At 62.6% G+C, this 25,687-nt stretch carries 26 protein-coding genes and 1 tRNA gene; 17 read left to right on the top strand and 10 right to left on the bottom strand.

Features of this window, described 5'->3' with window-relative positions; genetic code table 11:
- Positions 1-13 precede the first annotated feature (13 nt).
- Positions 14-679 carry an arylesterase gene (locus tag ABIB57_RS06435; RefSeq protein ID WP_354039294.1) on the top strand — a complete coding sequence of 222 codons (666 nt, stop codon included), beginning with the start codon at positions 14-16 and terminating at the stop codon, positions 677-679.
- 27 nt (positions 680-706) lie between these two features.
- On the opposite strand, the gene ABIB57_RS06430 is transcribed toward ABIB57_RS06435, so the two are convergent.
- Both ABIB57_RS06430 and ABIB57_RS06425 read right to left on the bottom strand, forming a co-directional pair.
- Complete coding sequence (locus ABIB57_RS06430; protein ID WP_354039292.1) at positions 707-1,900, bottom strand: SGNH/GDSL hydrolase family protein; 1,194 nt, start codon at positions 1,898-1,900, stop codon at positions 707-709.
- Positions 1,897-2,466, bottom strand: coding sequence for a TetR/AcrR family transcriptional regulator (locus ABIB57_RS06425; RefSeq protein ID WP_354039290.1), 570 nt, complete (start codon positions 2,464-2,466; stop codon positions 1,897-1,899). The genes ABIB57_RS06430 and ABIB57_RS06425 overlap by 4 nt, the downstream gene beginning before the upstream one ends.
- A 178-nt stretch (positions 2,467-2,644) precedes the next feature.
- Between ABIB57_RS06425 and greA the strand changes: the two genes are divergently transcribed.
- From greA to ABIB57_RS06390, 7 genes are all read left to right on the top strand, one after another.
- A complete protein-coding gene (gene greA / locus ABIB57_RS06420) occupies positions 2,645-3,127 on the top strand; it encodes a transcription elongation factor GreA (protein ID WP_354039289.1) in 483 nt (160 codons plus the stop codon).
- A 176-nt stretch (positions 3,128-3,303) separates the two neighbouring features.
- Positions 3,304-4,188 carry an AraC family transcriptional regulator gene (locus ABIB57_RS06415; RefSeq protein ID WP_354039288.1) on the top strand — a complete coding sequence of 295 codons (885 nt, stop codon included), beginning with the start codon at positions 3,304-3,306 and terminating at the stop codon, positions 4,186-4,188.
- 209 nt (positions 4,189-4,397) lie between these two features.
- Positions 4,398-5,465, top strand: coding sequence for an ABC transporter substrate-binding protein (locus ABIB57_RS06410; protein WP_354039287.1), 1,068 nt, complete (start codon positions 4,398-4,400; stop codon positions 5,463-5,465).
- A 58-nt stretch (positions 5,466-5,523) separates the two neighbouring features.
- Positions 5,524-6,342: an ATP-binding cassette domain-containing protein gene (locus ABIB57_RS06405; protein WP_354039286.1), complete on the top strand. Its 819-nt coding sequence runs from the start codon at positions 5,524-5,526 to the stop codon at positions 6,340-6,342.
- On the top strand, positions 6,339-7,589 hold the full coding sequence (locus ABIB57_RS06400; protein WP_354039284.1) for a sugar ABC transporter permease: 1,251 nt from the start codon (positions 6,339-6,341) through the stop codon (positions 7,587-7,589). Before ABIB57_RS06405 ends, ABIB57_RS06400 begins: the two co-directional genes overlap by 4 nt.
- A gap of 83 nt (positions 7,590-7,672) precedes the next feature.
- Positions 7,673-8,401 (top strand): SDR family oxidoreductase, encoded by a 729-nt coding sequence (locus tag ABIB57_RS06395; RefSeq protein ID WP_354039282.1) that lies wholly within the window; start codon positions 7,673-7,675, stop codon positions 8,399-8,401.
- On the top strand, positions 8,402-10,009 hold the full coding sequence (locus tag ABIB57_RS06390; protein WP_354039281.1) for an FGGY-family carbohydrate kinase: 1,608 nt from the start codon (positions 8,402-8,404) through the stop codon (positions 10,007-10,009). It begins immediately after the preceding gene.
- Positions 10,010-10,013: 4 nt separating this feature from the next.
- Here ABIB57_RS06390 and ABIB57_RS06385 read toward each other — a convergent pair whose 3' ends face one another.
- The 4 genes from ABIB57_RS06385 to ABIB57_RS06370 form a co-directional block, all read right to left on the bottom strand.
- On the bottom strand, positions 10,014-13,082 hold the full coding sequence (locus ABIB57_RS06385; protein ID WP_354039279.1) for an efflux RND transporter permease subunit: 3,069 nt from the start codon (positions 13,080-13,082) through the stop codon (positions 10,014-10,016).
- Positions 13,079-14,149 carry an efflux RND transporter periplasmic adaptor subunit gene (locus ABIB57_RS06380; RefSeq protein ID WP_354039277.1) on the bottom strand — a complete coding sequence of 357 codons (1,071 nt, stop codon included), beginning with the start codon at positions 14,147-14,149 and terminating at the stop codon, positions 13,079-13,081. Before ABIB57_RS06380 ends, ABIB57_RS06385 begins: the two co-directional genes overlap by 4 nt.
- Entirely contained in the window at positions 14,146-15,237 is a 1,092-nt protein-coding gene (locus ABIB57_RS06375) for an efflux RND transporter periplasmic adaptor subunit (RefSeq protein ID WP_354039276.1), read from the bottom strand. Before ABIB57_RS06375 ends, ABIB57_RS06380 begins: the two co-directional genes overlap by 4 nt.
- Before the next feature lie 107 nt (positions 15,238-15,344).
- The gene (locus ABIB57_RS06370) at positions 15,345-15,638 is read right to left on the bottom strand and encodes an ArsR/SmtB family transcription factor (protein ID WP_354039275.1); all 294 of its coding nucleotides are present in this window, start codon (positions 15,636-15,638) and stop codon (positions 15,345-15,347) included.
- A 158-nt stretch (positions 15,639-15,796) separates the two neighbouring features.
- Between ABIB57_RS06370 and ABIB57_RS06365 the strand changes: the two genes are divergently transcribed.
- A complete protein-coding gene (locus tag ABIB57_RS06365; RefSeq protein WP_354039274.1) occupies positions 15,797-16,189 on the top strand; it encodes an MAPEG family protein in 393 nt (130 codons plus the stop codon).
- 56 nt (positions 16,190-16,245) lie between these two features.
- Positions 16,246-16,321: transfer RNA gene (locus ABIB57_RS06360), tRNA-Trp, on the top strand.
- 14 nt (positions 16,322-16,335) lie between these two features.
- Here ABIB57_RS06360 and ABIB57_RS06355 read toward each other — a convergent pair.
- The 4 genes from ABIB57_RS06355 to ABIB57_RS06340 all read right to left on the bottom strand — a co-directional run bounded on the left by ABIB57_RS06355 (position 16,336) and on the right by ABIB57_RS06340 (position 17,595).
- Positions 16,336-16,515 carry a hypothetical protein gene (locus ABIB57_RS06355; RefSeq protein ID WP_354039273.1) on the bottom strand — a complete coding sequence of 60 codons (180 nt, stop codon included), beginning with the start codon at positions 16,513-16,515 and terminating at the stop codon, positions 16,336-16,338.
- A 74-nt stretch (positions 16,516-16,589) separates the two neighbouring features.
- The gene (locus ABIB57_RS06350) at positions 16,590-16,823 is read right to left on the bottom strand and encodes a hypothetical protein (protein ID WP_354039271.1); all 234 of its coding nucleotides are present in this window, start codon (positions 16,821-16,823) and stop codon (positions 16,590-16,592) included.
- Between the two features lie 101 nt (positions 16,824-16,924).
- Positions 16,925-17,164: a hypothetical protein gene (locus ABIB57_RS06345; protein ID WP_354039269.1), complete on the bottom strand. Its 240-nt coding sequence runs from the start codon at positions 17,162-17,164 to the stop codon at positions 16,925-16,927.
- Between the two features lie 140 nt (positions 17,165-17,304).
- The gene (locus ABIB57_RS06340; protein WP_354039267.1) at positions 17,305-17,595 is read right to left on the bottom strand and encodes a hypothetical protein; all 291 of its coding nucleotides are present in this window, start codon (positions 17,593-17,595) and stop codon (positions 17,305-17,307) included.
- Positions 17,596-17,854: 259 nt separating this feature from the next.
- On the opposite strand from ABIB57_RS06340, the gene secE reads away from it, so the two are divergent.
- The 7 genes from secE (at position 17,855) to rpoB (ending at position 25,649) form a co-directional block, all read left to right on the top strand.
- Positions 17,855-18,052 carry a preprotein translocase subunit SecE gene (secE, locus tag ABIB57_RS06335; protein WP_299724774.1) on the top strand — a complete coding sequence of 66 codons (198 nt, stop codon included), beginning with the start codon at positions 17,855-17,857 and terminating at the stop codon, positions 18,050-18,052.
- Positions 18,053-18,093: 41 nt separating this feature from the next.
- Complete coding sequence (nusG, locus tag ABIB57_RS06330; protein WP_299724776.1) at positions 18,094-18,624, top strand: transcription termination/antitermination protein NusG; 531 nt, start codon at positions 18,094-18,096, stop codon at positions 18,622-18,624.
- A gap of 150 nt (positions 18,625-18,774) precedes the next feature.
- Complete coding sequence (rplK, locus tag ABIB57_RS06325) at positions 18,775-19,203, top strand: 50S ribosomal protein L11 (protein WP_354039265.1); 429 nt, start codon at positions 18,775-18,777, stop codon at positions 19,201-19,203.
- A gap of 3 nt (positions 19,204-19,206) precedes the next feature.
- Positions 19,207-19,899, top strand: coding sequence for a 50S ribosomal protein L1 (gene rplA, locus ABIB57_RS06320; RefSeq protein WP_354039264.1), 693 nt, complete (start codon positions 19,207-19,209; stop codon positions 19,897-19,899).
- A 301-nt stretch (positions 19,900-20,200) separates the two neighbouring features.
- Positions 20,201-20,728 carry a 50S ribosomal protein L10 gene (rplJ, locus tag ABIB57_RS06315; protein WP_299724782.1) on the top strand — a complete coding sequence of 176 codons (528 nt, stop codon included), beginning with the start codon at positions 20,201-20,203 and terminating at the stop codon, positions 20,726-20,728.
- A gap of 68 nt (positions 20,729-20,796) precedes the next feature.
- Positions 20,797-21,168 carry a 50S ribosomal protein L7/L12 gene (gene rplL / locus ABIB57_RS06310; RefSeq protein ID WP_299724784.1) on the top strand — a complete coding sequence of 124 codons (372 nt, stop codon included), beginning with the start codon at positions 20,797-20,799 and terminating at the stop codon, positions 21,166-21,168.
- Between the two features lie 347 nt (positions 21,169-21,515).
- Complete coding sequence (rpoB, locus tag ABIB57_RS06305; protein WP_354039261.1) at positions 21,516-25,649, top strand: DNA-directed RNA polymerase subunit beta; 4,134 nt, start codon at positions 21,516-21,518, stop codon at positions 25,647-25,649.
- The last annotated feature ends 38 nt before the right edge of the window (positions 25,650-25,687 follow it).

The raw sequence follows: 25,687 nt of genomic DNA, 5'->3' as shown, positions 1-25,687 counted from the left end.
CAGGTAAGCAGGAATGACCAAAAGAACAGTGCGTGCCGCCCAAATTCTGCGTGATGGCCTGCGGCTGATCGTCCTCGGGGCGGTGGCGCTCATCGCCCTGCCGACGCTGGCGCAGGCGGCGCCCAAAACGCTACTGCTCTACGGGGACTCGCTGATGGCCGGATTGGGCCTCGACGCGAAGGACGGTTTCGCCGCTCAATTGCAGGCCGCGCTCGACGCAAAACACCTGGATGTCGCGGTGGTCAATGCCAGCGTTTCCGGCGATACCACGGCGGATGGGCTGGCGCGGCTTGACTGGACGCTGGCGGATCGGCCCGATGCGGTGCTGCTCGAACTTGGCGCCAATGACATGCTGCAGGGGCTGCCGGCGGAGGCCGTGGGGCACAATCTTGACGCCATCCTCGATCGCTTTGCGGCTGATGGCGTACCCGTGCTGCTCGCCGGAATGAAGGCCAATCCCAGCCTGGGCCAGGATTACGTGGCCGCGTTCGATACGGTGTTTCCGACGCTGTCGGAAAAATACAAGGCCGCGCTGTTTCCGTTCTTCCTTGATGGCGTGGCGCTGGACGCGACGTTGAACCAGGCGGATGGCATCCACCCCAATGCGGTGGGCGTGAAGCGGATCGTTGCGAATATCCTGCCCTATGTGGAGCAACTTCTGGCCGCCGCAACGCATTAGGCGACGCTGCCAAACGCTCGCAAACGCTTATGCTTTCGCGTTGATCGGGTCCGCCCACCGACTGCCAGGGCCGAAAGCAAGCCTGGCGAAGCGGTCGCCGATGAGTTGATGCGTGGCCGCATCGGGGTGGAGCGCATCGGGCAATGGGAATTGGGCGATATCCGCTTCGCCATAGAGCGCAAGTCCGTCCAGGTAGTGGAGGTTTGGATCGGTTGCGGCGCGATGCTCGACGATCTGCGCCAGATGCATGCGGATGGTGCCGAGTGTCAGTTTCCCGGCTGCGATGTCAGCGGCATTTCCGGCGGCCTGGAACCGCAACTGGCCCTGGGCAAGGGCGGGGAGGTCGGGCGCGCTGGGGCCGGGGGTGTTTTCGTGGATGGGGCACAGGATCGGGGAAACGAGCAGGATCGGCGTCGTCTTGTGGCCCTCGCGGATGGTGTCGAGAAAGCCATGCACGGCCGGGCCGAAGGCGCGGAGGCGCATCAGGTCCGTATTGACCAGATTGATGCCGAGCTTGAGGCTGATGAGATCGGCCGGAATATCGCGCATGGTGCGCGCGGTGAAGGGATCGAGCAACGCGCTGCCGCCAAAGCCCAGGTTGACGAGCGAGACATCGGCCCGCGAGGCGGCAATCACGGGCCACGTGCCGGTGGGATTGGTGGCGTTGGAGCCGTGGCTGATCGAGCTGCCATGATGCAGCCAGACCTTGCGGCCGCTGTCATCGATGGCGTGGACGGGGGCGTTGGTGCGCAGCGCGATGAGCTCGGTGGTTTCGTTATGCGGCAGCCAGATTTCGATATTCTTGGCGCCCGGTGGCAGCTCGTGAAAGCGGAGCGTGCCAGCGGGGCCGGCTTCGAGCGTGGTTGAGCCGCTGGCCATATCGATGCGGAGCACCTTGCCGCCTTCAAGGCTGCCTTGTGCCGTCAGGTCGCCTTCGATCCGTAAGTCATACACGCCATCGGGCCGCGACGGCATGCCGACATAGACCCGCTTGGTAGGAAGTGCGTCCAATTCTATGGCGGTTGCCTCAGTGCGGAAGACGAGCCGAACTCCCGAGGGCTGCGCTTCGACCATGGCCAATTGCGGGTCGGCATATTGCGCGCGCGCCCAGGCCGGCAACCGATGCGGCAGCAGGCCGTCGGCGGTCTGCTCCAGCTCGAGGGCGCCGCGCACAAGGCTTTGGGTGATCGGGGTGGTTATCCAATTGGGATGGACGTTCATTTTGTCGGCCAGCTCCGTAAGGTCATGTCGATTGCATCCAGGGTGCGCGACCATGACTCGGTGGGGTCGGGCAGGCTGTGTTTGAAGCTGCCCGCCAGCTCGAGGGTCGCAAAGCCAAGAAAGACGCTGCCCAATAGCCGGACGGCATGGGTCTGGTCCGGCTCGGTCAGACTATAGCCGCGCAGTACGGCGCGGAGCATTTGGGCAAGCTGAACGCCGGCGCTGGTGGCGGCAGTCGCCTCGTCAAGCTCGAACTGGCAGGCGGCAAAGAGACCGGGATGAGCCCGGGCGAAGTCGCGGTGCACATTGGCCAGAGCGACCAGCGCCTCCTTGCCGGCCCGTCCCGCCACGGCATCGGCCGCCAAAGCGGCGAGTTGATCCAAAGCCAGCAGGGCGATGCCGGTCTTGAGGTGATGCGCATTGTTCACATGCGCATAGAGGCTGGCGAGCTTGACGTTGAATTGCCTGGCCAGAGCGGCCAGCGTTACCTGCTCGAAGCCAATTTCATCTGCCAGCACTGCGCCGGCCCGCACAAGGCGATCTGCGGTCAACCCGGCTCGTGCCAACGTTCCCTCCTGCTTTCCTATGCAGGATGTCTAGTATCCTAAGTGTATTAGTAATCGCAAGAGGGATGTTCGGTTCTTGGGTATGGGCATCATGACGGCTGTCGCGTATGAGCGTGAACCGCATCCTTTGAGGAACTGCGACGTTGCGCATCGGCCTTTGTGCAAATGGAGTTCGAAATTGAGCGTTGCGTTTACCAAGGAAGACAGTGCCGAAACGGCGTCGGAAACGCTGCTGCCCGACCGCCCGATTTCTGCAGAGCCGAACCTTGTCACCGAGGCCGGATTGCAGGCCTTGCAGTCGCAACTCGCCGAGGCGCGCGATGCCTACAACGCCGCGAGCACGATTGAAGACGTCAATGAGCGGCGGCGGCAATCGGCTGTGCCGTTTCGCGACCTGCGCTATTTCACGGACCGCCTCCGCACCGCCCAGGTGGTTCTCAACCAGGCCTCGACCGATACGGTCTCTTTTGGCAGCACGGTCAGCTTCAGTCGCGACGACGGGCGGGTGCAGAAATACCGCATCGTGGGGGAGGACGAGGCCGATCCCAAAGCCGGCTCGATTTCCTACGTGTCGCCGGTGGCGCGCATGCTGATCGGCAAAGCCATTGGAGACGTCGTCACGCTCGGCGACCGGGAACTCGAAATCATCGCTATTTCGTAGGCAAGTCTCGTCGGCGTTCGGCGCAGGCGCTGTTGGTGTCAAAAAAGTATCGGTTGTGGCGACGCCCTGTGGTGGCGCGGAGGATTTAACAGGTCTAGCTTCAGGGTCATGCGGAGAACCGGATAACTGGCCCGCAGGAAGAGACGGGGTCGAGACCTCGTCGGAGGGAGCAGGCCATGGAGCCAGACCTAGAGGTCGTTCAGATCCGCCGCGGTGAGTCATTCAAGGCATGGTCGCACGGCTATCCGTTCCACACGGTGCGCTGGCACTTTCATCCCGAATATGAGCTGCACCATGTGGTGGCCACGCGCGGTCGCTATTTCGTCGGCGATTTCATCGGCGAATTCGAGCCCGGCAATCTGGTGCTCACCGGCCCAAACCTGCCCCATAACTGGGTCAGCGAACTGCCCGAAGGCGTTGTGGTGCCATTGCGCTGCCGCATCGTGCAGTTCTCCGAGGATTTCATCGGCAATGCCATGAAGGTGCTGCCGGAATTGACCGCCTTCGGGCGGGTGCTGGAGCAAAGCCGCCATGGCGCATTGTTTTCGCCTCGCACCGCTGACGGCATCGCGGCCGAGCTGGAAGAGCTGATCGAGGCGCAGGGCGTGCGGCGGATCGAGCTGTTCATGCACATCATGGGCAATCTGTGCCGCGCCGGCGACGTGAAGACGCTGGCCAGTTCCACCTATTTGCCGGACCCGTCGGGCTATATGTCGATCGCCATCAACAAGGTGCTGGCCCATATCGGTTGTCACCTGACCGAGCCGTTCAACGAGGGTGACCTGGCGGCCATTGCCGGGCAGAGCCCGAGCGCCTTTTCGCGCAGCTTTCGCAAGCATACCGGCATGGCGCTGGTGCAATATGTGAACCGGCTGCGCATCAACCTGGCCTGCCAGTTGCTGATGAGCGACGACGCCATGCCGATCATCGAGATCTGCTACGCGGTAGGCTTCAACAACCTGTCCAATTTCAATCGCCAGTTCCTGACGCAGAAGGGCATGCCGCCCAGCCGCTTCAGGACGCTTTTGATCGAGAACACAAGAGCGGCCGAAGCCGCCTAACAGCAAAGGAGCAGGGGAGGACCGAAGGACATCGCCGAAAGACGAACGCGGGCGCGCTGGTGGCGGCCCGCGATCGAAAAAACACGTCCAGACTTCGACATCTGGGAGGAGCCAAAACAGCACAGGCGCGTCAACGCCGCTGCCAAAACCCTCTCGCAAATCTGTAGCGCAGCCCAAGGCTGCAATCCACATCAATGGGAGAAGATCGCATGACTAAATTCTTGAGCGCGCGCCTCGGCATGGCGGCCCTGGGCATAGTGCTGCTCAGCGGCACCGCCGCCATGGCGCAGGCCGATATCGCCAATTCGACCGTCGCCTTCCTGATGCCCGACCAGGCATCGACCCGCTATGAAGAGCACGATTTCCCGGGCTTCCAGGCCGAGATGAAGAAGCTCTGCGAGACCTGCAAGGTGCTCTACCTGAACGCCGACGCCGATGCGACCAAGCAGAGCCAGCAGTTCAATTCGGTCATCACGCAGGGTGCCAAGGTTATCGTGCTGGACCCCGTGGATTCCTCGGCGGCTGCCGGCATGGTGCAGGCGGCGCAGAGCCAGGGCGTCAAGGTCATCGCCTATGATCGTCCAATTCCGGGCGCCAAGGCCGATTTCTACGTGTCGTTCGACAATCAGGGCATTGGCAAGGCCATCGCGGAATCACTGGTTGGGCACCTGACGAAAGCGGGCGTCGCCACCGATGGCGTCGGCATCCTGCAGATCAATGGTTCGCCGACTGATGCGGCGGCCGGCCTGATCAAGGACGGCATCCACGAAGGCATCGCCACGGCCGGCTACAAGACGCTGGCCGAGTTCGATACGCCGGATTGGGCGCCACCCAAGGCGCAGGAATGGGCCAGCGGCCAGATCGCGCGCTTCGGTGCGCAGATCGTGGGCGTCGTGGCGGCCAATGACGGCACCGGTGGTGGCGCCATCGCGGCCTTCAAGGCAGCCGGCGTCAATCCGGTGCCGCCGGTTTCGGGCAATGACGCGACGATCGCGGCGCTCCAGCTCATCATCGCGGGCGACCAGTACAACACTATCTCCAAGCCCAGCGAGATCGTGGCCGCCGCCGCCGCCAATGTCGCGGTGACGCTGCTGAAGGGTGAAACGCCCAAGGCCGAGACGACGCTGTACGACACCCCCAGCCAGCTCTTCGTGCCGGCCGTGGTGACCGCCGAAAACCTCAAGGCCGAGATCGTCGACAAGGGCATCGTTGGCGCCGAGGTGCTCTGTGTCGACCGCTATGTGGATGGCTGCAAGGCCCTCGGCATCACGCCGTAAATCCTTCGCCTGGCCCCACACGGGGCCAGGCAACCCTCCAGCATAAGGCTCGCCCACGATGACTGACTCATCCAGCGATAGTGCCGCGACCGGCGAACTCCTGCTGAGCCTGCGCGGCATCTGCAAGAATTTCGGCGCCGTTTCGGCACTGACCGATATTGATCTCGACGTGCATGCCGGCGAAGTCGTGGCCCTGGTGGGCGACAATGGCGCGGGCAAGTCGACGCTGGTCAAGATCCTCTCCGGCGTGCACCGGCCGACCTCTGGCACCATCCAGGTTCGCGGCCAGGAGGTGAGCCTTCCCAATCCCTCCGCGTCGCTGGCCATTGGCATCGCCACTGTGTTCCAGGACCTTGCGCTGTGTGAAAACCTCGACGTGGTGGCCAATATCTTCCTCGGCAAGGAGCTCAATCCGCTCCAGCTCGACGAAGTGGGCATGGAAATCCGCTCGTGGAAGCTGCTCAATGAATTGTCGGCCCGCATTCCCAGCGTGCGCGAGGCGGTGGCCTCGCTGTCGGGCGGGCAACGCCAGACGGTGGCGATTGCCCGGTCCTTACTGCTCGACCCCCGGATCATCCTGCTCGACGAGCCAACTGCCGCGCTCGGCGTCGCCCAGACGGCCGAAGTGCTCAACCTGATCGAGCGGGTGCGCGATCGTGGGCTCGGCGTCGTCATGATCAGCCACAATATGGAGGACGTGCGCGCAGTCGCCGACCGCATCGTGGTGCTGCGGCTGGGCAAGAATAATGGGGTGTTCTACCCCGACGCGAGCAATGCCGAACTGGTGGGCGCCATCACCGGCGCTTCCGACAATTCGGTGTCGCGCCGCGCTGGTCGCAAGGCCGAAGCCAATCTCACTGGGGATGCACAGCCATGAGCAATAATGTGGACAAGCAGCAGCAATTGCTCGACCGCGCCGATGTTCGCGTCAAGCATGAAGCGGGCATTGGCGGGGCGATCAGCGCGTTTCTCGACCGGGTACGGTCGGGCGATCTCGGCGCGCTACCGGTGGTCGTGGGTCTCGTGGTGATCTGGACGGTGTTCACCACGCTGAACCCGATTTTTCTGTCCAGCACTAACCTCGTCAACCTGCTGTTCGATTCTTCGACGGTCGGCGTGATCGCGCTGGGCGTGGTACTGATGCTGATGGTGGGCGAGATCGACCTGTCGATCGGCTCGGTCAGCGGCTTCGCCTCGGCGCTGCTGGGCGTGCTGTGGGTCAATCACGGTTGGCCCGTGCCCTTGGCAATCCTGGGCGCGCTCGCGGTGGGTGGGCTGATCGGCTACATCTATGCCCAGCTCTATAACCGCTTCGGCATGCCCAGTTTCGTGGCCACCCTCGCGGGACTGCTCGCAGTGTTGGGATTGCAGCTTTATATTCTGGGCGGCACCGGCTCGATCAACCTGCCATACGGCTCGCCGCTGGTGAATTTCGGCCAGCTGCTGACCATGCCACAGCCCATTGCATACGGCCTTGCCGCTCTTCCTGGTATTGCGATGCTCGTCACCGGATATCGCACCTCCGCTCGCCGCCGGGAGGCCGGACTGTCCTCCAAGTCTCTCGGCGGCGTCCTGTTCTTCGCCGTGGTGGTGACGCTCGGCCTGGAGCTGGCGGTGGCCTATCTCAACACATCGCGGGGCGTGCCGTGGATGTTCGCACTGTTCGTGCTGCTCGTCGTCGGCATGAACTATGCGCTGACCCGCACCCAGTGGGGCCGCTCGATGACCGCTGTCGGCGGCAATCGCGAGGCGGCGCGGCGGGCCGGCATCAACGTCAAGGCCATCTATACCAGCGCCTTCGTGTTCTGCGCCATGTTCGCGGCGCTGGGCGGCATGCTGGCGGCCGCACGACTGGCTTCGGCCAGCCAACAGGCGGGCACCGGCGACGTCAATCTCAACGCCATTGCGGCCGCGGTGATTGGTGGCACCAGCCTGTTCGGTGGCCGAGGCAGCGCCTATTCGGCCCTGCTGGGGATCATCGTCATCCAGTCCATCGCTAACGGCCTGACCCTGCTCGATCTGAGTTCGTCGCTTCGCTACATGATTACCGGCGGTGTGCTCGCCGTCGCGGTCATTGTCGACTCCCTGGCGCGGCGCTCACGGGTTATGCACGGCCGCGCCTGATCCACCTTCGGCAGGCGCCGCTTGCGCGTCTGCCGGTTCGCGCCGTTCTCGGCATCTATCGACCCTATTGAAAGAGCCTATCCATGGACCAGGATTTGTCAGATCGCGTTGCCGCCATTACCGGGGCGGCCTCGGGTATCGGCCTCGAATGCGCCAAGACCCTGCTGGACGCCGGCGCTCGCGTTGCGCTGGTGGACCGCGACGAGGCCAGGCTGCGCGACATCTGCGCCGGGCTGGGAGCGCGCGCCTTGCCGGTGGTCATCGACCTGACCAATGCGGGCAGCGTCGCCACCATGTTGCCGAAAATTCTGGATTGGGCGGGCCAGCTCGATATCTTTCACGCCAATGCCGGCTCCTATGTGGGCGGGCCAATTGCCGAGGGCGATCCGGACCAGTGGGACCGGATGCTCAACCTCAACATTAACGCGGCCTTCCGTTCGGTCCACGCGGTTTTGCCGCACATGATCGCGCGCAAGACCGGCGATATCATCATGACCAGCTCTATTGCCGGGCTGGTGCCGGTGGTGTGGGAGCCCATCTACACGGCCTCCAAGCACGCCATCCAGGCGTTTGTCCATACGGTGCGGCGGCAGGTGGCGCCACATGGGATACGCGTGGGGGCAGTAGCGCCCGGACCGGTGGTGACGGCGTTGATCAGCGACTGGCCGAAGGATAAGCTCGATGCGGCGCTGGCCGCGGGCGACCTGATGGACCCGACCGAGGTCGCCGCCGCGGTCAAGTTCATGCTGACGCGACCGCGCAACGTGACCATTCGGGACTTGGTGATCCTGCCACAGAGCAATGACCTTTAAATGAGTGGACCCTATTTCATCGGCGTGGATGTCGGCACTGGAAGCGCCCGCGCGGGGGTGTTCGATGCCGCCGGCGCCATGCTCGGTTCGGGCAAGCATGACATCCTGCTGCATCAGGCGCCAGGGGACATTGCCGAGCAATCGAGCGAAGACATCTGGCGGGCCGTGGCCGCCAGCGTGCGGGCGGCAGTCGCTCAAAGCGCGGTCGATCCCGGCGCGATCAAGGGCATTGGGTTCGATGCGACCTGTTCGCTGGTGGTGGTGGACGCCCAGGGGGCGCCACTCCCGGTGGGCGACGCCGCCGAGCGCAACATCATCGTCTGGATGGACCATCGGGCGAGCGAGCAGGCGGCCAGGATCAATGCACTAGGGCACAAGGTTCTGATCTATGTCGGCGGGGTGATTTCGCCGGAGATGGAAACGCCGAAGCTGCTGTGGCTCAAGGAGAACAAGCCGGACACCTATGCGGGCGCGTGGCAGTTCTTCGATCTGGCGGATTACCTGACCTGGCGCGCCACCGGCAGTCTGGCCCGCTCGATTTGTACGTTGACCTGCAAGTGGACCTACATGGCCCATGAAAGCCGCTGGGACCCGAGCTATTTCGAGGGCATCGGGCTGGGCGATCTGGCGGCGGAGGGCTTTGCGCGGATCGGCACTCAAGTCGTGCCCGGCGGCACGGCATTGGGGACGGGCCTCAATGCGGCGGCCGCCGCCGATTTTGGTTTGCCAGCGGGGATTGCCGTAGGCGCCGGACTGATCGACGCGCATGCGGGCGGTCTCGGCACTGTGGGTGCGCGGGGCGGGCAGGGGAGCCTCGAGTCCCGCATGGCCTATGTTTTCGGCACCTCGGCCTGTTCGATGTCGACGACCTGGGCTCCGGCATTCGTACCCGGTGTGTGGGGGCCGTATTACTCGGCCATGGTGCCCGGCTTCTGGCTGAACGAAGGTGGCCAGTCCGCCGCCGGGGCGGCCATCGAGCAGTTGGTGCAGTACCACCCAGCTGCTGTCGCCACGCGCGAATTGGCCAGGTCGGAAGGGCTGTCGCTGGTCGGCTGGCTGGCGCGCGAGGCCGAGCGGCGTGGAGGCGCCGCGCAATTGCCGCAACTGGTCGGCCCCATTCACGTCGTGCCCGAATTTCTGGGCAACCGTTCGCCGTTCGCCGACCCTGACGCCAAGGCACTGATCGCCGGCCTGGGCATGGATGGCGGCGTCGATACGCTGGTGGGGCTGTATCTGGCGGGACTGGCCGGCCTCGGCTATGGGCTGCGCCAGATTCTGGCCGCCCAGACGGAGGAGGGCATATCGATCGACACCATCGTGGTGAGTGGCGGTGCCGCGCAAAGCCCGCTGGTCAGGCAGATTCTGGCCGACACGACCGGCCTCACAGTGGCCGCCACCGATGCGGACGAGCCGGTTCTGGTGGGGGCGGCGATCCTGGGCGCACTGGCCTTCGGCAATTTCGCTGATGCCAACGCGGCCATGTCGGCCATGAGCGTCCTCAGCCAAACCTATGAACCGACGGATGCTGTTCGCGCCTGGCACAACGCACGCAGCGCGGCCTACCGGGTGCTTCAGTACGCGGCGCGAGGCGTGCGCGATATCCGCTGAACTTCTATTGCGGCTCGGGCACCGGCTCCGCGCTCGCCGCAGGCTTGATGCGGAACCAGGTGACATAGAGCGCCGGCAGAAAGATCAGCGTCAGCACCGTGCCGACGACGATGCCGCCGATCATGGCGAAGGCCATCGGGCCCCAGAAGATTTCGCCGGCAATCGGGATCAGGCCCAGGCTGGCGGCCAGCGCGGTCAGCAGGATTGGTCGCACGCGATGCTGCGTGGCCTCTACGACAGCCTCCCAGGGCGGCCGGCCCTCGCTGCGCAGATGCTCGATCTGGACGATCAGGATCACCGAATTGCGGATCAGGATGCCGATCAGGGCGAGGACACCCAGAATGGCGACAAAACCGAGCGGCTTGCCGGTGGGCAGCAGGGCCGCAACCACGCCGATCAGGGCAAGCGGCGCCACGGCGACGACCAGGAACAGGCGCGAAAAGCTCTGCAGCTGCAGCATCAGGATGGTGGCCATGACGAACAGCATGAGCGGGGCAACGGCGAGAATGGGCGCGATCGATTCCGCGCTGCTTTCAGCGGTGCCGCCCTCGGCGATCGAGTAGCCGGGGGGCAGCTTGGCTTCGAGCTCGGCGACCACTGGCCCGAGCGCTGTGGCTACGGTCGCGGGCTGCACATCGCCATTCACACCGGCGCTGACAGTCAGCGTCGGGACGCGGTCGCGGCGAATGATGACGGGCTGTTCAAGGCGGTATTGGAAAGTGGCGACCGCGGCGAGGGGCACGGCGCGGCCGTCGCCGGTCGAAAGCTGCAGGTTCTGCAGGGTTTCGATGGAACCGCGTTCGGAGCTTTCGGCCCGGCCGACGATGTTGACGAGATAAATGCTGTCCTGCACCTGGGTGATGGTGGTGCCGCTGGTGATGCCATTGAGTGCGGAGGTGATGTCGGCCGTGGTGATGCCGAGCTGGCGCGCCTTGTCCTCGAGCACATTGACCTGGACCGTGCGCGACGGCTCCATCCAGTCGAAGCCTACCTGGCCGAGATCGGGATTGGTCTCTATGGCGGCGGCCAGCGCGTAGGCCTGGTCGCGCAGGACCTGAATGTCGGGGCCGCTGATGCGGTATTGGATCGGCCGTCCCACCGGAGGTCCGAGCGACAGCGTCTTGATCACGGCGTCGGTGCCGGGAAAGGTCTTGCGCAGGTAATCGGTGAGCTGGGCGGCGACGCGGTCGCGCACGTCGTTGCCCTTGGTGACGATAACGGTTTGGCCCGTCGAGGGCATGGCCGTGGGGGAATCGAAGGCCAGCACGAAGCGCGGCGCGCCTTGGCCTACATAGCTGGACCAATGCTCGATATCAGCATTGCCGGTCAGCGCTTCGGCTTCGAATTTGGCGATCTGGGCGCTGGTTTCACCGATCGAGCTGTTTTGCGGCAGGTTCCAGTCGACGATCAGCTCGGGTCGGTCGGAGGCAGGGAAGAACTGGCTTTGGACGAACGTGACGCCATAGACCGATGCGGCGAAGATCAGGACGGTCACGCCGATTGTGAGCCAGCGGAGCCGCATGCAGGTTTGCAGGAAGGCGGCGAATGCGCCCATCAGGCGGCCGCCGCCCTCCTGTTTGTGTTTCAGGGTCTTGGGAAGGATGGACACGCCGATCAGCGGGGTGAAGATCACCGCCACGACCCATGAGACGCATAGGGCGATAGCCAGGACCACGAAGAGGGTGAAGGTGAATTCGCCGGCGGAGCTGGTGTTGAGCCCGATGGGGATGAAGCCGGCGACGGTCACCAGCGTGCCGGTGAGCATGGGGAAGGCCGTGGAGGTATAGACGGCGGTCGCCGCCTTCCGCAGCGTGTCGCCGGCCTCGAGGCGCGACACCATCATCTCGACCGCGATCATGGCGTCATCGACCAGGAGGCCCAGTGCGATGATCAGCGCGCCCAACGACACGCGTTGCAGCGAAATGCCCAGATACGACATGGCCAGGAACACGATGGTCAAGACGATCGGGATGGAAAACGCCACCACGAGGCCCGCGCGAAAGCCCAGGCTCAGGAAGCAGACGAGCAGCACGATGCCGATGGCTTCGAATAGGGCGGTGGTAAAGCCGTTGACGGCCTCTTCCACCACTTTGGGTTGGTCCGAAACCAGATGGACATCGACGCCGATGGGCAGGTCGCGGGTGATTTCAGCGACCTTTTCGTCCACCGCTGCGCCGAAAGTAAGAAGGTTGCCGCCCGCACGCATGCCGATGGCCAGCCCGATAGCGTTCACGCCGTTATAGCGAAACAGTGCGGTGGGCGGATCGACATAGCCCCGGGAAATATCGGCAACGTCCGCCAGCCGGAAGAACCGGCCACCAACCCGCAGGTTCAACTGGCGCAGGCTTTCCTCGGACGTGAACTGGCCGCCGACGCGAATGTTGATGCGTTCGGGCCCGGCATCGATGACCCCGGACGGCGACACCGCGTTCTGGTCCTGCAGGGTGGCGATCACCGCCTGGGCGCTGATGCCCAAAGCCGCGAGTTTGCGCGTGGAAAATTCGAGGTGGATGACGTCGTTCTGGGCGCCGATGACATCGACGCGGCCGGCATTGGGGACCGACAGGATGCGCGAGCGCGCACCCTCGACATAATCGCGCAACTGGCGCTGGGTGAGGCCGTCGCCGGTAAAGGCATAGATGTTGCCGTAGACGTCGCCGAAGCGGTCGTTGAAGAACGGGCCGGTCACGCCCTGGGGGAACGAGGTGCGGATGTCGTTGATCATCGCCCGCACCTGCAGCCAGATCGACGGCACGGTGGCGGCGGGGGTGGAACTGCGCAGGTTCACATAGACCGTGGTCTGGCCCGAGGTGCTGATGGAGCGGCTATAGTCGAGGCTGGGCAGGTCCTGGAGTTGGCGTTCGATCCGTTCGGTGACCTGGAGGGCGACCTGTTCGGCATCGGCGCCAGGCCATTGCGCGGAGACCACCATGGTGCGGATGGTGAAGGCGGGGTCTTCCTCGCGGCCCAGATTGATATAGGAGACGAGCCCGGCCACGACCGCCACGATCATGAAATACCAGACGATGGCGCGGTGCTCGAGAGCCCAGTCGGAAAGGTTGAACCCCTTCATGGCACGGCTCCTGTGTCGAACCTGACTTGCTGACCCTCGGCCAAGCTATGAACGCCAGCAGTGACCACCCGCTCGCCGGGCTTGAGGCCGGACAGGATCGGGATCAGGCCGCCAACCGGAGGGCCTGCCTGCACCGGCCGGGATGCCACTGTGCCCTTGGGTTCATCCACGACCCACACCGACGCGGATGCACCGGTCATGTTCACTGCCGAGGCGGGCAGGGCGATTTGATCCGCCTCGGTGGCGGGAGCCGTGGCAACAGCGGTGGTGCCGAGCCAGAAGCTGGCCGGCGGCTGTTCCAGGCCGATCCGCAGCCGCCGCAATCGGGTGACCTCATCGGCCTGTGGGGCGATTTCGCGCAGGGTTCCGGTCGCGGTGATCTGGGGCGCAAGCTGCAGCGCGATGGTGAATTTGGCGCCGATGGCGACGCTTTGCGCGAAGGCGTCCGGCACGTCGATGACGATATCGCGGGCGTCCGGCTGGGCCAGGGTGACGACTGCCTGCCCCGGCGTGACCACTTGCCCGCTTTCGGCGCCCACAGCGGTGACGATGCCGTCGAAGCCGGCGACGAGCTGCGCATAGCCCAATTGATCGCTCGCCTGAGTCACGCTCGATTGCGCCTGCACGACGCCGGCCTGCGCCGCCTTGGTTTGCTGCTGGGCCTGTTCGAGATTGGCTTGGCTGATCGTGTCGGTTTGCAGCAGTGCGGCGAGCCGGCCCTCGGCCGCCTCAGCATTTTGGAACTGAGCCTGCGCATTGGCGAGATTGGCGTTCGCCGACTTCACCGCGAGCACGAGAGTTGTGGATTCGATGCTGGCGAGCACGTCGCCGGTCTTGACCGAAGCGCCGACATCGACATTGCGGTCAACCAACGTGCCGCCGAGCCGGAAGGCCAATGCCGCGGTGACCTGGGGCTCGACCGTGCCGACGAAGCTTGCTCCGGCGCTCGTTTGCGGCTGGACCGCGATGGAGAGGACCGGGCGGATCGGCGCGGGCGCTTCCGGGGCTTTCTGGCAAGAGGCCAGGGCCAAGGCCGCCAGGGGGAACACGAATGTCCGGGCCTTCATTTGCTCGCCCCCTGCGCTATAGCAACGGTTTGACCCGGCACCAGCAGCTTGCCGCCTTGCGTCACGACCAGTTGCCCCGGCTGCAGCCCCGAAGCGATGACCACGCTGCCGGTTTGGTAGGTTTTGACCGTGACCGGCTGCAGCGAGACAGTGTCGTTCTGTGGATCGATCACCCAGACGGAGGGCTCGCCCTCGCGTGACCACAGGGCGCTCCACGGCAATATCGCCTGCTGGGTGGGGCTTGCCGCCACGGTGCCGGCCACCGAGCCGCCCAGCGTCATGCCGGCGGGGGGATTATCGATGGACACCTTGACCAGAACCGTGCCGGTCTCGGGATCAAGGACCGGCGACACTTCGCGTATGCTGCCCTTGGCGATCACGCTGGCGTCGGCGGTCAGCGCCAACCCGATGCTAACATCCCCGGCCTGGCCGAGAAATGCCGATTCTTGCACATTGAACACCGCATCGCGCGGACCATCCTCGGCTACCACGAAAATGGGGGAAGCGGCCTGGGCGACTTCGCCGACTTCAAGATTGCGCTTGGTGATGACCCCTGCGGCGGGCGCGGCCAGCGCGGTGTAGGTCAATGCTTCCTTGGCGGTATCGAGCTGGGCTTGCGCGGCGTCACGGGAGCCCTGAGCCGTTTGCAGGGCCGTTTGCGCTGTTTCGAAGCTGCTGCGGGTGATGACGCCCTGGGCCAGCAGGGAGGTCTGCCGATCGAAGGTGGCTTGCGCCACGTCCACCTGGGCCTTGGCGGCATCAAGCGCGGCTTGGGCCGCCTCAAGGTCTGCCTGCTGGCCGGCACCATCGATCCGGGCGAGCACTTGTCCGGCGTCGACATGGTCGCCGACATCGGCCAGCCGTTCGGTGACCTGGCCCGTGACCCGGAAGGCCAACTGCGTTTCGTTGCGCGCCTGGATAGTGCCGGTCAGGGTGAGCTGGGGCGCAAAATCCACAAGGGATATCGTCTGGGCATCCACGATGGTGGCGGCCTTCGCAGCCGGCTCGGGCGCCGCGCCGCAAGCGGCAACGGCAAGACCCAATGCAACCGACACCAATGCCCTGGCAGCCAATGGCCCGCCCCTCATGTGACCGCTCCCACGCTCTGAGCCCAGGCGTTCAGGTTGGCCTAGCCGTGCCCATTGGGAAAGGCTTTTTTATCAGGCTCAGGATAAGGCCGTATTTGAGGTGAACGTCAGGCTTCCCCGACATGTTCGATCATATCGATCAGCATGTGGCGAATGTGCTCGTCGTCGGCCTCGTAGAGCACCTGGCGATTCTGGCGGGTGCCGCGCACCAGGCGGGCGGCGCGCAGCAGGCGCAGGTGGTGGCTGACCAGCGACTGGGAGGCGTCGACGCGGCGGGCGATCTCGTTGACCGGGCAAGGGGTGTCGAGGCACGCCAACAGGATGCGCAGCCGCGTGGTATCGCCCAGCAGACGGTAGGTCTGGGCGATGGCGGCGATCTGCTCGCTCGTTGGCTCGGTCACGAAATCACTGGCTTTCCTGCCGCGGAATTCAAAACTTGGCCACGGGGCGCGACGATTCGCCAGTGGCTGCGGCCGCGGAGTCGATGATCTTTGTTGCTCCATCTGCGTTGTGTGGGCATTGAAGCGGCAGTTTAGCCGCGAGGGCCAAGGTTAAGTCGATGTTGTTGATTATCTTTCTCGTGCTCATTTTACTGCTGGTCCAGGTGATGCTGCCGGGGCGCTATTTGACCGAGCAGGTTGGCCATGCCTTGCAAACGGGTCCGCGCGACGACCTGCCCGAGCCCACCCGCGAGCTGGCGCGGTCGCGGCGGGCGCTGGCCAATCTGCAGGAAACCCTGCCGGTATTCCTGACCCTCGCGATTTTGTCGATCGTTCTGGGCGAGCAGGGCTGGTTGTCCCTTGTCGGTGGCGCGGTTTATTTCCTGGCGCGGGCGGGCCACGTCGTCTGCTACATGCGCGGCCTCAGCCCCTGGCGCTCGATCTGTTTCCTGCTCGGGGTGCTGGGCGCGCTGGCGATGGCCATTCCGTTGGTTCCACATATCTGGAGCTAACGCGTCGCAGGGTCTTGCATGGCAGCGGCTTTGCCTTTAGACACTGCCTCGCCTGAAGGGGTGTAGCTCAGTTGGTAGAGCATCGGTCTCCAAAACCGAGGGTCGTGGGTTCGAGTCCCCCCGCCCCTGCCAGGCAAATCTCGACATTAGCGCAGGTTGCGCCGGTCCATTAACGTTCGGAACAGCGGCCAGCAGGTCGCTGCGACGATCGCGCCGGTGACCGCCCAGCCGAGCGCCGCGCCGCCCAGCAGTTCCTGGCCCACATAGGCGCCGGCAATGCACCCCACGAGAGCGAGCACCGCTTTCCAGATCAAATCCCTGGTCATTAAATCCTCCCCAATATGCCGGGACTAGACCAAACATATTGGCGCGGCTCAAGACGGCGCGACGCGCTGGCGGACTATTCTGGCAGGCCGGGAGGCAGATTGCCGAGGCGGAGCAAGACGCGGGGCTCATCATAGGTGTCGGTCTCGATATCGACTTCCTGGGAGAAGGCGAACACGCCCGCCTTGTATTCACCCATGCGTTCGGCAAGGGCGATGCAGGCTTCGGCGGTCTTGGTGGTCTTGATGGGGTCGGGAGTGAGCTTGCGGCCCTTGAGCTGGAAACTCTGCACGATAAAGGCGGTTGCCATGAGGCCTCGCTGGTTTGAAGCGCAGGCCTATCATGGGCGTGGGGCGAACGGGCTTTATTCGTAGCTTGAGGGGGATGCTCGGCGGGTGGCCGAGCGCCCGCCTATTTCCGGTCCCAGGGCGTGGGGCGCGTGATGGGGGGCAATTGGTCGAAGCGGCGCTGGATCTGCTGCTGCTGGATCGTGCTCTTGAGGCTGTCGAACTGGGTTTGAGCGTTTCGGTCCATGGTGTTGTCGTGCAATTCCTGCTGCAGGCACAGGGCCTGCTGCTGGCCATTGGTGACGTTATCGGTGGCAGGACCATCGGGCAAAGCAGGGCAGGCCGCCATCGCGGGCAGGGCCATACCAAGGAGTGCCAGGATTGCCAGGCCGGATTTTATGGTGGTTTGCGGTTTCATACCCACAAGATGGGGTGTGCCGGGCCCTGATGCAAATCAAGATTTGCGGCACTTGCCCGTTAGGGCCTCGTGGATGAAGGAAGAATCTATTCGGCAGCCACGGCCGGGCGCGGGACGTTGGCGACGATGGTCGGCCGCGCGTGGCGTTCCTTGATCTTGTTGAGCTGGCGGGCGGCGTGGGCGAGCAGGGCGCTCTTGACTTCGCCGGACGGCCGGAACCCAGTTTCGGCACGCACCTTGAGGTCGAGCGAGTAATCAGTCAATGTACCCATGAAGTGCTCGCGAATCTTGACGCGAACGACTCCGGTCATGCGACCGGTAATGGTGCGGTGCGGTCCATAATACAGCACTTCACAAGACTTGACCTCGAACGACATCTTTGATGCCCCCATTGCTGCCACAAATGGGCTGCATTTTGATCAAATGCCATTGCATATTGCCGCGCAAGGCCAATTCACGGAATTCTGCGATTCTGCTTAACGCGGCTCGCGCACAGATTGGTGATGAGGTGTTTAATTTCTGTCACGCCGGTGTTGCAAATCGTGTCGCAATTGCATAGATAAGCCCCTCAAGCCGTGCGGGTTAACTGCGCGGCCTTTGGTTTTGCACCAAAAACTGCACGAATTGAGTTAGCTGATGGCCCGGACGAACCCGATCACTTTCTTCCAGCAGGTCCGTACGGAAGTTTCCAAAGTCACCTGGCCGACCCGTAACGAGGTTCTCGTTTCGACGGTGATGGTGCTGGTTCTGGTGACCGCGGCGAGCCTGTTCTTCCTGATCGCCGACCAGATTATCTCGTATCTGGTGCAGCTGATGCTTTCGATCCGCGCGTAAGCGGGTCCCCGACTTTATAGAATTAGGAGCGGCGACGCTGCATGGCAAAGCGCTGGTATATCGTTCAGGCGTATTCGAATTTCGAGCGCAAGGTTGCGGAAGACATCCGTCAGAAGGTTGCGCAGAAGAAGCTTGAGCACCTGTTCGAGGATGTGATTGTGCCGACCGAAAAGGTCGTTGAAATCCGTCGTGGCCGCAAGGTCGATACCGAGCGCAAGTTCTTTCCGGGCTACGTCCTGGTCAAGATGGACATGACCGACGAGGCGTTCCACCTGATCAAGAATACGCCCAAGGTTACCGGGTTCCTGGGTTCGGACAACAAGCCGATGCCGATCTCGGAAAAGGAAGCCATGGCCATTCTGCAGCAGGTGCAGGAAGGCGTTGAGCATCCCAAGCCGTCCGTGTCGTTCGAAGTGGGCGAGAGCGTCCGCGTTTCGGATGGCCCGTTCGCTTCCTTCAACGGTATCGTCGAGGAAGTCGACGAGGAGCGCGCGCGCCTCAAGGTCGAAGTTTCAATTTTCGGGCGTCCCACTCCGGTGGAGCTCGAATACGGTCAGGTCGAAAAGGTCTGATCATCATTCTTTGCTGGCGCAAGTCAGCAAGAAGTCCAGCATGCTGGACAAAATCTGTGGGAGAGGGTGGTGGCTGCCAAGCCTCCGCAAAACCTCACACCACAGCGTCAACGGTCCGGGTGACACCGGGCATTTTTAAATAGGACGATTATGGCAAAGAAAATCGTTGGCTACGTAAAGCTGCAAGTGGCTGCGGGTTCCGCAACCCCATCCCCGCCGATCGGGCCCGCGCTCGGTCAGCGCGGTCTGAACATCATGGAATTCTGCAAGGCCTTCAATGCCGCCACGCAGGAAATGGAAAAGGGTTCGCCCATTCCAGTCGTGATCACTGCCTATGCCGACAAGAGCTTCACTTTCGAGATGAAGCAGCCGCCGGTCAGCTACTTCATCAAGAAGGCCGTGAACCTCAAGTCGGGCAGCAAGCTGCCCGGCAAGGAATCGGCTGGCACCATCACGACCGCTCAGCTGCGTGATATCGCCACCAAGAAGATGAAGGATCTCAACGCCGACAATATCGACGCTGCTGTGTCGATGATTGCTGGCTCTGCCCGTTCCATGGGCATTCAGGTCGAGGGCTGATAGATGGCACACATTGGTAAGAAGCTGGCCAAGGCCCGCGAAGGCATCGACCGCAACAAGCTGTACAAGCTCGATGAAGCGCTCAAGATGGTGAAGGCTCGCGCCACCGCCAAGTTTGACGAGACCATCGAAGTCGCCATCAACCTGGGCGTCGATCCGCGTCACGCCGACCAGATGGTCCGTGGTGTGGTGAACCTGCCGAACGGCACGGGCAAGACCGTGCGCGTGGCCGTGTTCGCCAAGGACGCCAAGGCCGAAGAAGCCCGCAAGGCTGGTGCCGATATCGTTGGCGCCGAAGACCTGATGGAACAGATCATGGCTGGCAAGATCGATTTCGATCGCTGCATTGCCACGCCGGACATGATGCCGCTGGTCGGCCGTCTCGGCAAGATCCTGGGGCCACGCAACCTGATGCCGAACCCCAAGGTTGGCACGGTTACTCCGGACGTCGCTGGTGCCGTCAAGGCTGCCAAGGGCGGCGCCGTGGAATACCGCGTCGAGAAGGCCGGTATCCTGCATGCTGGCGTCGGCAAGGTTTCGTTCTCGGACGAAGCGCTGCTGCAGAACATCAAGGCGTTCACCGACGCCGTTCTGAAGTCTAAGCCTGCTGGCGCCAAGGGCACCTACGTCAAGCGCGTCGCGCTGAGCTCGACGATGGGCCCGGGCGTGCATATCGAGCCGGCTTCGGCTCTGTAAGAAATTCCGGGCGGTTTCGACCGCCTGGATCACTCCTTCGGGGGTGGAAGTCCTGTCCGAGACTGCCGGTGCTGAGCGATCCAGCTCAGCTTAATGCCCGAAGGGTGCCAGCATAGATGGGGTGAAGACCGAAATTTCCGGCCGCGAGGTTGGACACGTCGGTTCGAACCAGGCCGGTTGCCCCTCGGGGTAGCGGTTCACAGGCATGTAACCGTTGCTCCTCCACCCGTTCGCGGGCGCGGAGGGCAGCAATTGGCAATGGTCCGGCTGAATATCGCCGGGCTCAATGTGGAGACTAGCAGTGGAAAGAGCGGAAAAGCGTGAGCTTGTCGCATCGCTCCAGTCAGCCCTGTCGGGCGCTGGATCGATCGTCCTTGCGCAGAATGCCGGTCTGACCGTGTCTAATCTTGAATCGCTTCGTCGCGAGATCAAGAAGGCCGGCGGACAGGTAAAAATCGCCAAAAACCGTCTTGCCAAGCTTGCTCTTAAAGACACCGACAATGCGGACATGTCGGCCCTGTTTACCGGGCCGATCGTCATCGCTTATGCGGCCGACCCCATGACTGCGCCCAAGATTGCGGCAAAGTTTGCTGAAAAGAACGCGAAATACGTCGTTCTTGGTGGCGCCATGGGCAAGACCGCACTTGACGCGAATAACGTCAAGGCGCTGGCGACCATGCCTTCGCTCGATGAACTGCGTGCAACGCTGGCCGGGATGCTTCTGCAGCCCGCAACGCGTATCGCGTCCGTCATCGTGGCGCCGGCAGGCAATATCGCTCGCGTGTTGGCCGCTCATGCGGAAAAGAGCACTGAAAGCGAAGCAGCGTAATCCCATCGGCCCATCCTGGGCCACCCATGGTTCGACCCTAACACACGTAAAAAAGAGAGATTTATCAAATGGCTGATCTCGCCAAAATCGTAGACGACCTGTCTGCCCTGACCGTTCTGGAAGCTTCCGAGCTGTCCAAGATGCTCGAAGAGAAGTGGGGCGTTTCCGCCGCCGCTCCTGCTGCTGCTGCCGGCCCTGCTGCCGCTGCTGCCGCTCCGGTTGAAGAAAAGACTGAATTTGACGTGATCCTGGTCTCGTTCGGCGAGAACAAGATCAACGTCATCAAGGAAGTCCGTGCGATCACCGGCCTGGGTCTTGGCGAAGCCAAGGCACTCGTCGAGTCCGCACCGAAGGCCATCAAGGAAGGCGCGAACAAGCAGGAATCTGCTGACATCAAGGCAAAGCTCGAAGCTGCCGGCGCCAAGGTCGAACTCAAGTAATTCGACTTTACGGCTTGAATTTAGCGAGATGGCGCATTATGTGCCATCTCGTATCTGTTTTTATGCGGGATACGATTCGCCGGACCGATTGGATGGGTCCCTGGCGCCATTTGCGGAATATATGACGAATTTGATGTCTAAGGCACGGTAACACCGATCCTGCCCTATGGTTTGCTGACCATGGGGTGTTTGGCGTTTTCGCGCTTTCTGTCCTTGGCTGGGGCAGGGCATGGGCATTACGAGCCGAAACGAGCGCCCATTACGGGCAACTATCCTGAGGTCCGACGGCTGATAGTCGGAGTTTTGGATATTTGCCTCCGAGACAAATCGCACAACTAGGAGCTTTCATGGCTACCACGTTCAACGGCCGCCGCAAGGTACGCAAGTCCTTCGGTTCCATTCGCGAAGTCACGGAGATGCCCAATCTGATCGAAGTCCAAAAGGCTTCCTACGATCAGTTTCTTCTCGTGGACGAGCCCAAGGGCGGACGTCCGGATGAAGGGCTTCAATCCGTCTTCCGTTCGGTTTTTCCGATTACCGACTTCTCCAATACGGCCTCTCTCGAATTCGTGAAGTATGAATTCGAAGCGCCCAAGTACGACATCGATGAGTGCCGTGCGCGCGACATCACGTTCGCTGCCCCGCTCAAGGTGACGCTGCGCCTGATCGTGTTCGAAGTGGACGAAGAAACCGGCGCCCGCTCCGTCAAGGACATCAAGGAGCAGGACGTCTATATGGGCGATATGCCCTTCATGACGATGAACGGCACCTTTATCGTCAACGGCACCGAGCGCGTTATCGTTTCGCAGATGCATCGTTCGCCTGGCGTGTTCTTCGATCACGACAAGGGCAAGACCCATTCGTCGGGCAAGCTGCTGTTTGCCGGCCGTATCATTCCGTACCGTGGTTCGTGGCTCGATATCGAATTCGACGCCAAGGACGTGGTGTTCGCCCGTATCGATCGTCGCCGCAAGATTCCGGTGACCTCGCTGCTCAAGGCGCTGGGCATGGATGCCGAGGAAATCCTCAGCACCTATTACAAGACGCTGAACTACGAAAAGACCGAGAAGGGCTGGCGCGTTCCTTACGATGCCGAGAAGTGGAAGGGCGCCAAGCCAAGCCACGACCTGATCGACGCCAAGACCGGCGACGTCGTGCATGAAGGCGGCAAGAAGCTCGCGGCCCGCCAGGCCAAGAAGCTGGCCGACAACGGCCTGACGCACCTGCTTGCGGTCAATGAAGATCTTTACGGCATGTATGTTGCCGAAGACCTGATCAACATGCAGACGGGCGAAGTCTATGTCGAGGCCGGCGACGAGATCGACGAGAAGGTTCTCGCCAAGCTGATGGACCTCGGCTTCGATGAGCTGCCGATCCTCGACATCGATCACATCACCATTGGCGCCTATATCCGCAACACGCTGGCCGTGGACAAGAACGAAAGCCGCGAAGACGCGCTGTTCGATATCTACCGCGTCATGCGTCCCGGCGAGCCGCCGACCGTGGACACGGCCGAAGCCATGTTCAAGTCGCTGTTCTTCGACAGCGAGCGCTATGACCTGTCCGCAGTGGGCCGCGTCAAGATGAACATGCGTCTCGACCTGACCGCCGAAGACACCGTGCGCGTGCTGCGCAAGGAAGATATCGTGGAAGTCGTGCGGACCCTCGTGGACCTGCGCGACGGCCGTGGCGAAATCGACGACATCGACAATCTCGGCAACCGTCGCGTGCGTTCGGTGGGCGAGCTGATGGAAAACTCCTATCGCCTCGGCCTGCTGCGCATGGAACGGGCGATCAAGGAGCGCATGAGCTCGGTCGAAATCGACACGGTGATGCCGCAGGACCTGATCAACGCCAAGCCGGCCGCGGCTGCGGTGCGTGAATTCTTTGGCTCGAGCCAGCTCAGCCAGTTCATGGATCAGACCAATCCGCTGTCGGAAATCACCCACAAGCGTCGCCTGTCGGCGCTTGGGCCTGGTGGTTTGACCCGCGAGCGTGCTGGCTTTGAAGTGCGCGACGTGCACCCGACCCATTACGGCCGTATCTGCCCGATCGAGACGCCGGAAGGCCCGAACATCGGTCTGATCAACTCGCTGTCGACCTTCGCCCGCGTCAACAAGTACGGCTTCATCGAGACGCCATACCGCAAGCTGGTCGATGGCATCATCACCGATGACGTCGTCTATCTGTCTGCGATGGAAGAGGCCAAGCACTACGTCGCTCAGGCCAACGTCAAGATCAACGCCAAGGGCGAACTCAATGACGAACTCGTCATTGCCCGCCATGCCGGCGACAACGGCCTGACGCCGCGTGAAAACGTCGATCTGATGGACGTTTCGCCCAAGCAGATGGTGTCGGTTGCCGCATCCTTGATCCCGTTCCTCGAGAACGACGACGCCAACCGCGCTCTGATGGGCTCGAACATGCAGCGCCAAGCTGTGCCATTGCTGCGGGCTCACGCTCCGTTCGTGGGCACCGGCATGGAAGCTGTCGTGGCTCGTGACTCGGGCGCCGCTATCGTTGCCAAGCGCAAGGGTATCGTCGACCAGGTCGATGCGACCCGTATCGTTATCCGCGCCACCGAAGAAACCGATGCCAGCAAGTCCGGCGTCGATATCTACAACCTGATGAAGTTCCAGCGTTCGAACCAGTCGACCTGCATCAACCAGCGTCCGCTGGTTGTCGTTGGCGATCACATCAACCAGGGCGACATCATCGCCGACGGCCCGTCGACGGACCTGGGCGATCTCGCCCTGGGCCGCAACGTGCTCGTCGCCTTCATGCCGTGGAATGGCTACAACTTCGAAGATTCGATCCTGCTGTCCGAACGGATTGCCATGAACGACGTCTTCACCTCGATCCATATCGAGGAATACGAAGTGATGGCTCGCGATACCAAGCTTGGGCCTGAGGAAATCACGCGCGACATTCCGAACGTATCGGAAGAAGCGCTGAAGAACCTGGACGAAGCCGGTATCGTGCATATCGGCGCCGAAGTCGCTCCTGGTGACATCCTCGTCGGCAAGATCACCCCCAAGGGTGAATCGCCGATGACGCCGGAAGAAAAGCTGCTCCGCGCCATCTTCGGCGAAAAGGCATCCGACGTTCGTGACACCTCCCTGCGCGTGCCGCCGGGCGATGCTGGTACTGTCGTTGAAGTGCGCGTGTTCAATCGCCACGGCATCGACAAGGACGAGCGCGCCATGGCTATCGAGCGCGAGGAAATCGAACGCCTTGCCAAGGACCGTGACGACGAACAGTCGATCCTCGACCGTAACGTCTATGCGCGTCTCAAGGAGATGCTGTTCGGCAAGGCTGCCACTGCTGGCCCGAAGGGCTATGTGGTCGGCACCAAGCTGAATGACCAGATGTTCGAGGCCCAGCCCCGCTCCAAGTGGTGGCAGTTTGCGGTCGAGGACGACAAGGTCATGACCGAGATGGAGGCGCTTCATGCTCAGTATGAAGAGAGCCGTCGTCTGCTGGAACAGCGGTTCATCGACAAGGTGGACAAGCTGCAGCGTGGTGACGAATTGCCACCGGGCGTGATGAAGATGGTCAAAGTCTTCATCGCGACCAAGCGCAAGATCCAGCCGGGCGACAAGATGGCTGGCCGTCACGGCAACAAGGGCGTGGTTTCGCGCATCGTGCCGATCGAAGACATGCCGTACCTCGAAGACGGTACCCATGTTGACATCGTGCTCAATCCGCTGGGCGTGCCCTCGCGCATGAACGTTGGTCAGATCCTCGAAACTCACCTGGGCTGGGCTTGCGCCGGCATGGGCAAGAAGATCGACGAGATGGTTCGGATCTATCACCAGAAGGGCGATCTGAAGCCCCTCCGGGCCGAGATTCAGGACCTGTTTGCCGGCGATGAGAGCATCACCGACCTCGACGACGACGGCATGATCCGGCTCGGCGAGCACCTGTCCAAGGGTGTCTCGATCGCCACCCCGGTGTTCGACGGCGCCAAGGAAGCCGACATCGTCAAGATGCTGGAAAAGGCGGGGCTCAAGGGCTCTGGCCAGTCCACCGTTTATGATGGGCGTACCGGTGAGCAGTTCGATCGCCAGGTGACGGTTGGGTATATTTATATGCTCAAGCTCGACCATCTGGTGGACAACAAGATCCATGCGCGCTCGATCGGTCCTTACTCGCTCGTTACCCAGCAGCCGCTGGGCGGCAAGGCGCAGTTCGGCGGGCAGCGTTTCGGCGAGATGGAGGTGTGGGCGCTCGAAGCCTATGGCGCCGCCTATACTCTGCAGGAAATGCTGACGATCAAGTCGGACGACGTCGCGGGCCGGACCAAGGTCTACGAATCCATCGTGCGCGGCGACGACACTTTCGAGCCCGGCATCCCCGAGAGCTTCAACGTTCTGGTCAAGGAAATCCGTTCCCTGGGCCTCAATGTCGAACTCGACATGCGCGATGTCATCGAGCCCGATCGCGCGGAGCTCGCACCTCCTCAGGAAGCGGCGGAGTAATCCGGCACTTCCTAACCCCATTCATTTTCCGTCTGGCC

The organism is Devosia sp. UYZn731 (assembly GCF_040546795.1).
In the GTDB taxonomy this organism is placed as follows: domain Bacteria; phylum Pseudomonadota; class Alphaproteobacteria; order Rhizobiales; family Devosiaceae; genus Devosia.
Note: the sequence above shows the minus strand (reverse complement) of the source record. Positions and strands in the feature narration are given on the sequence as shown.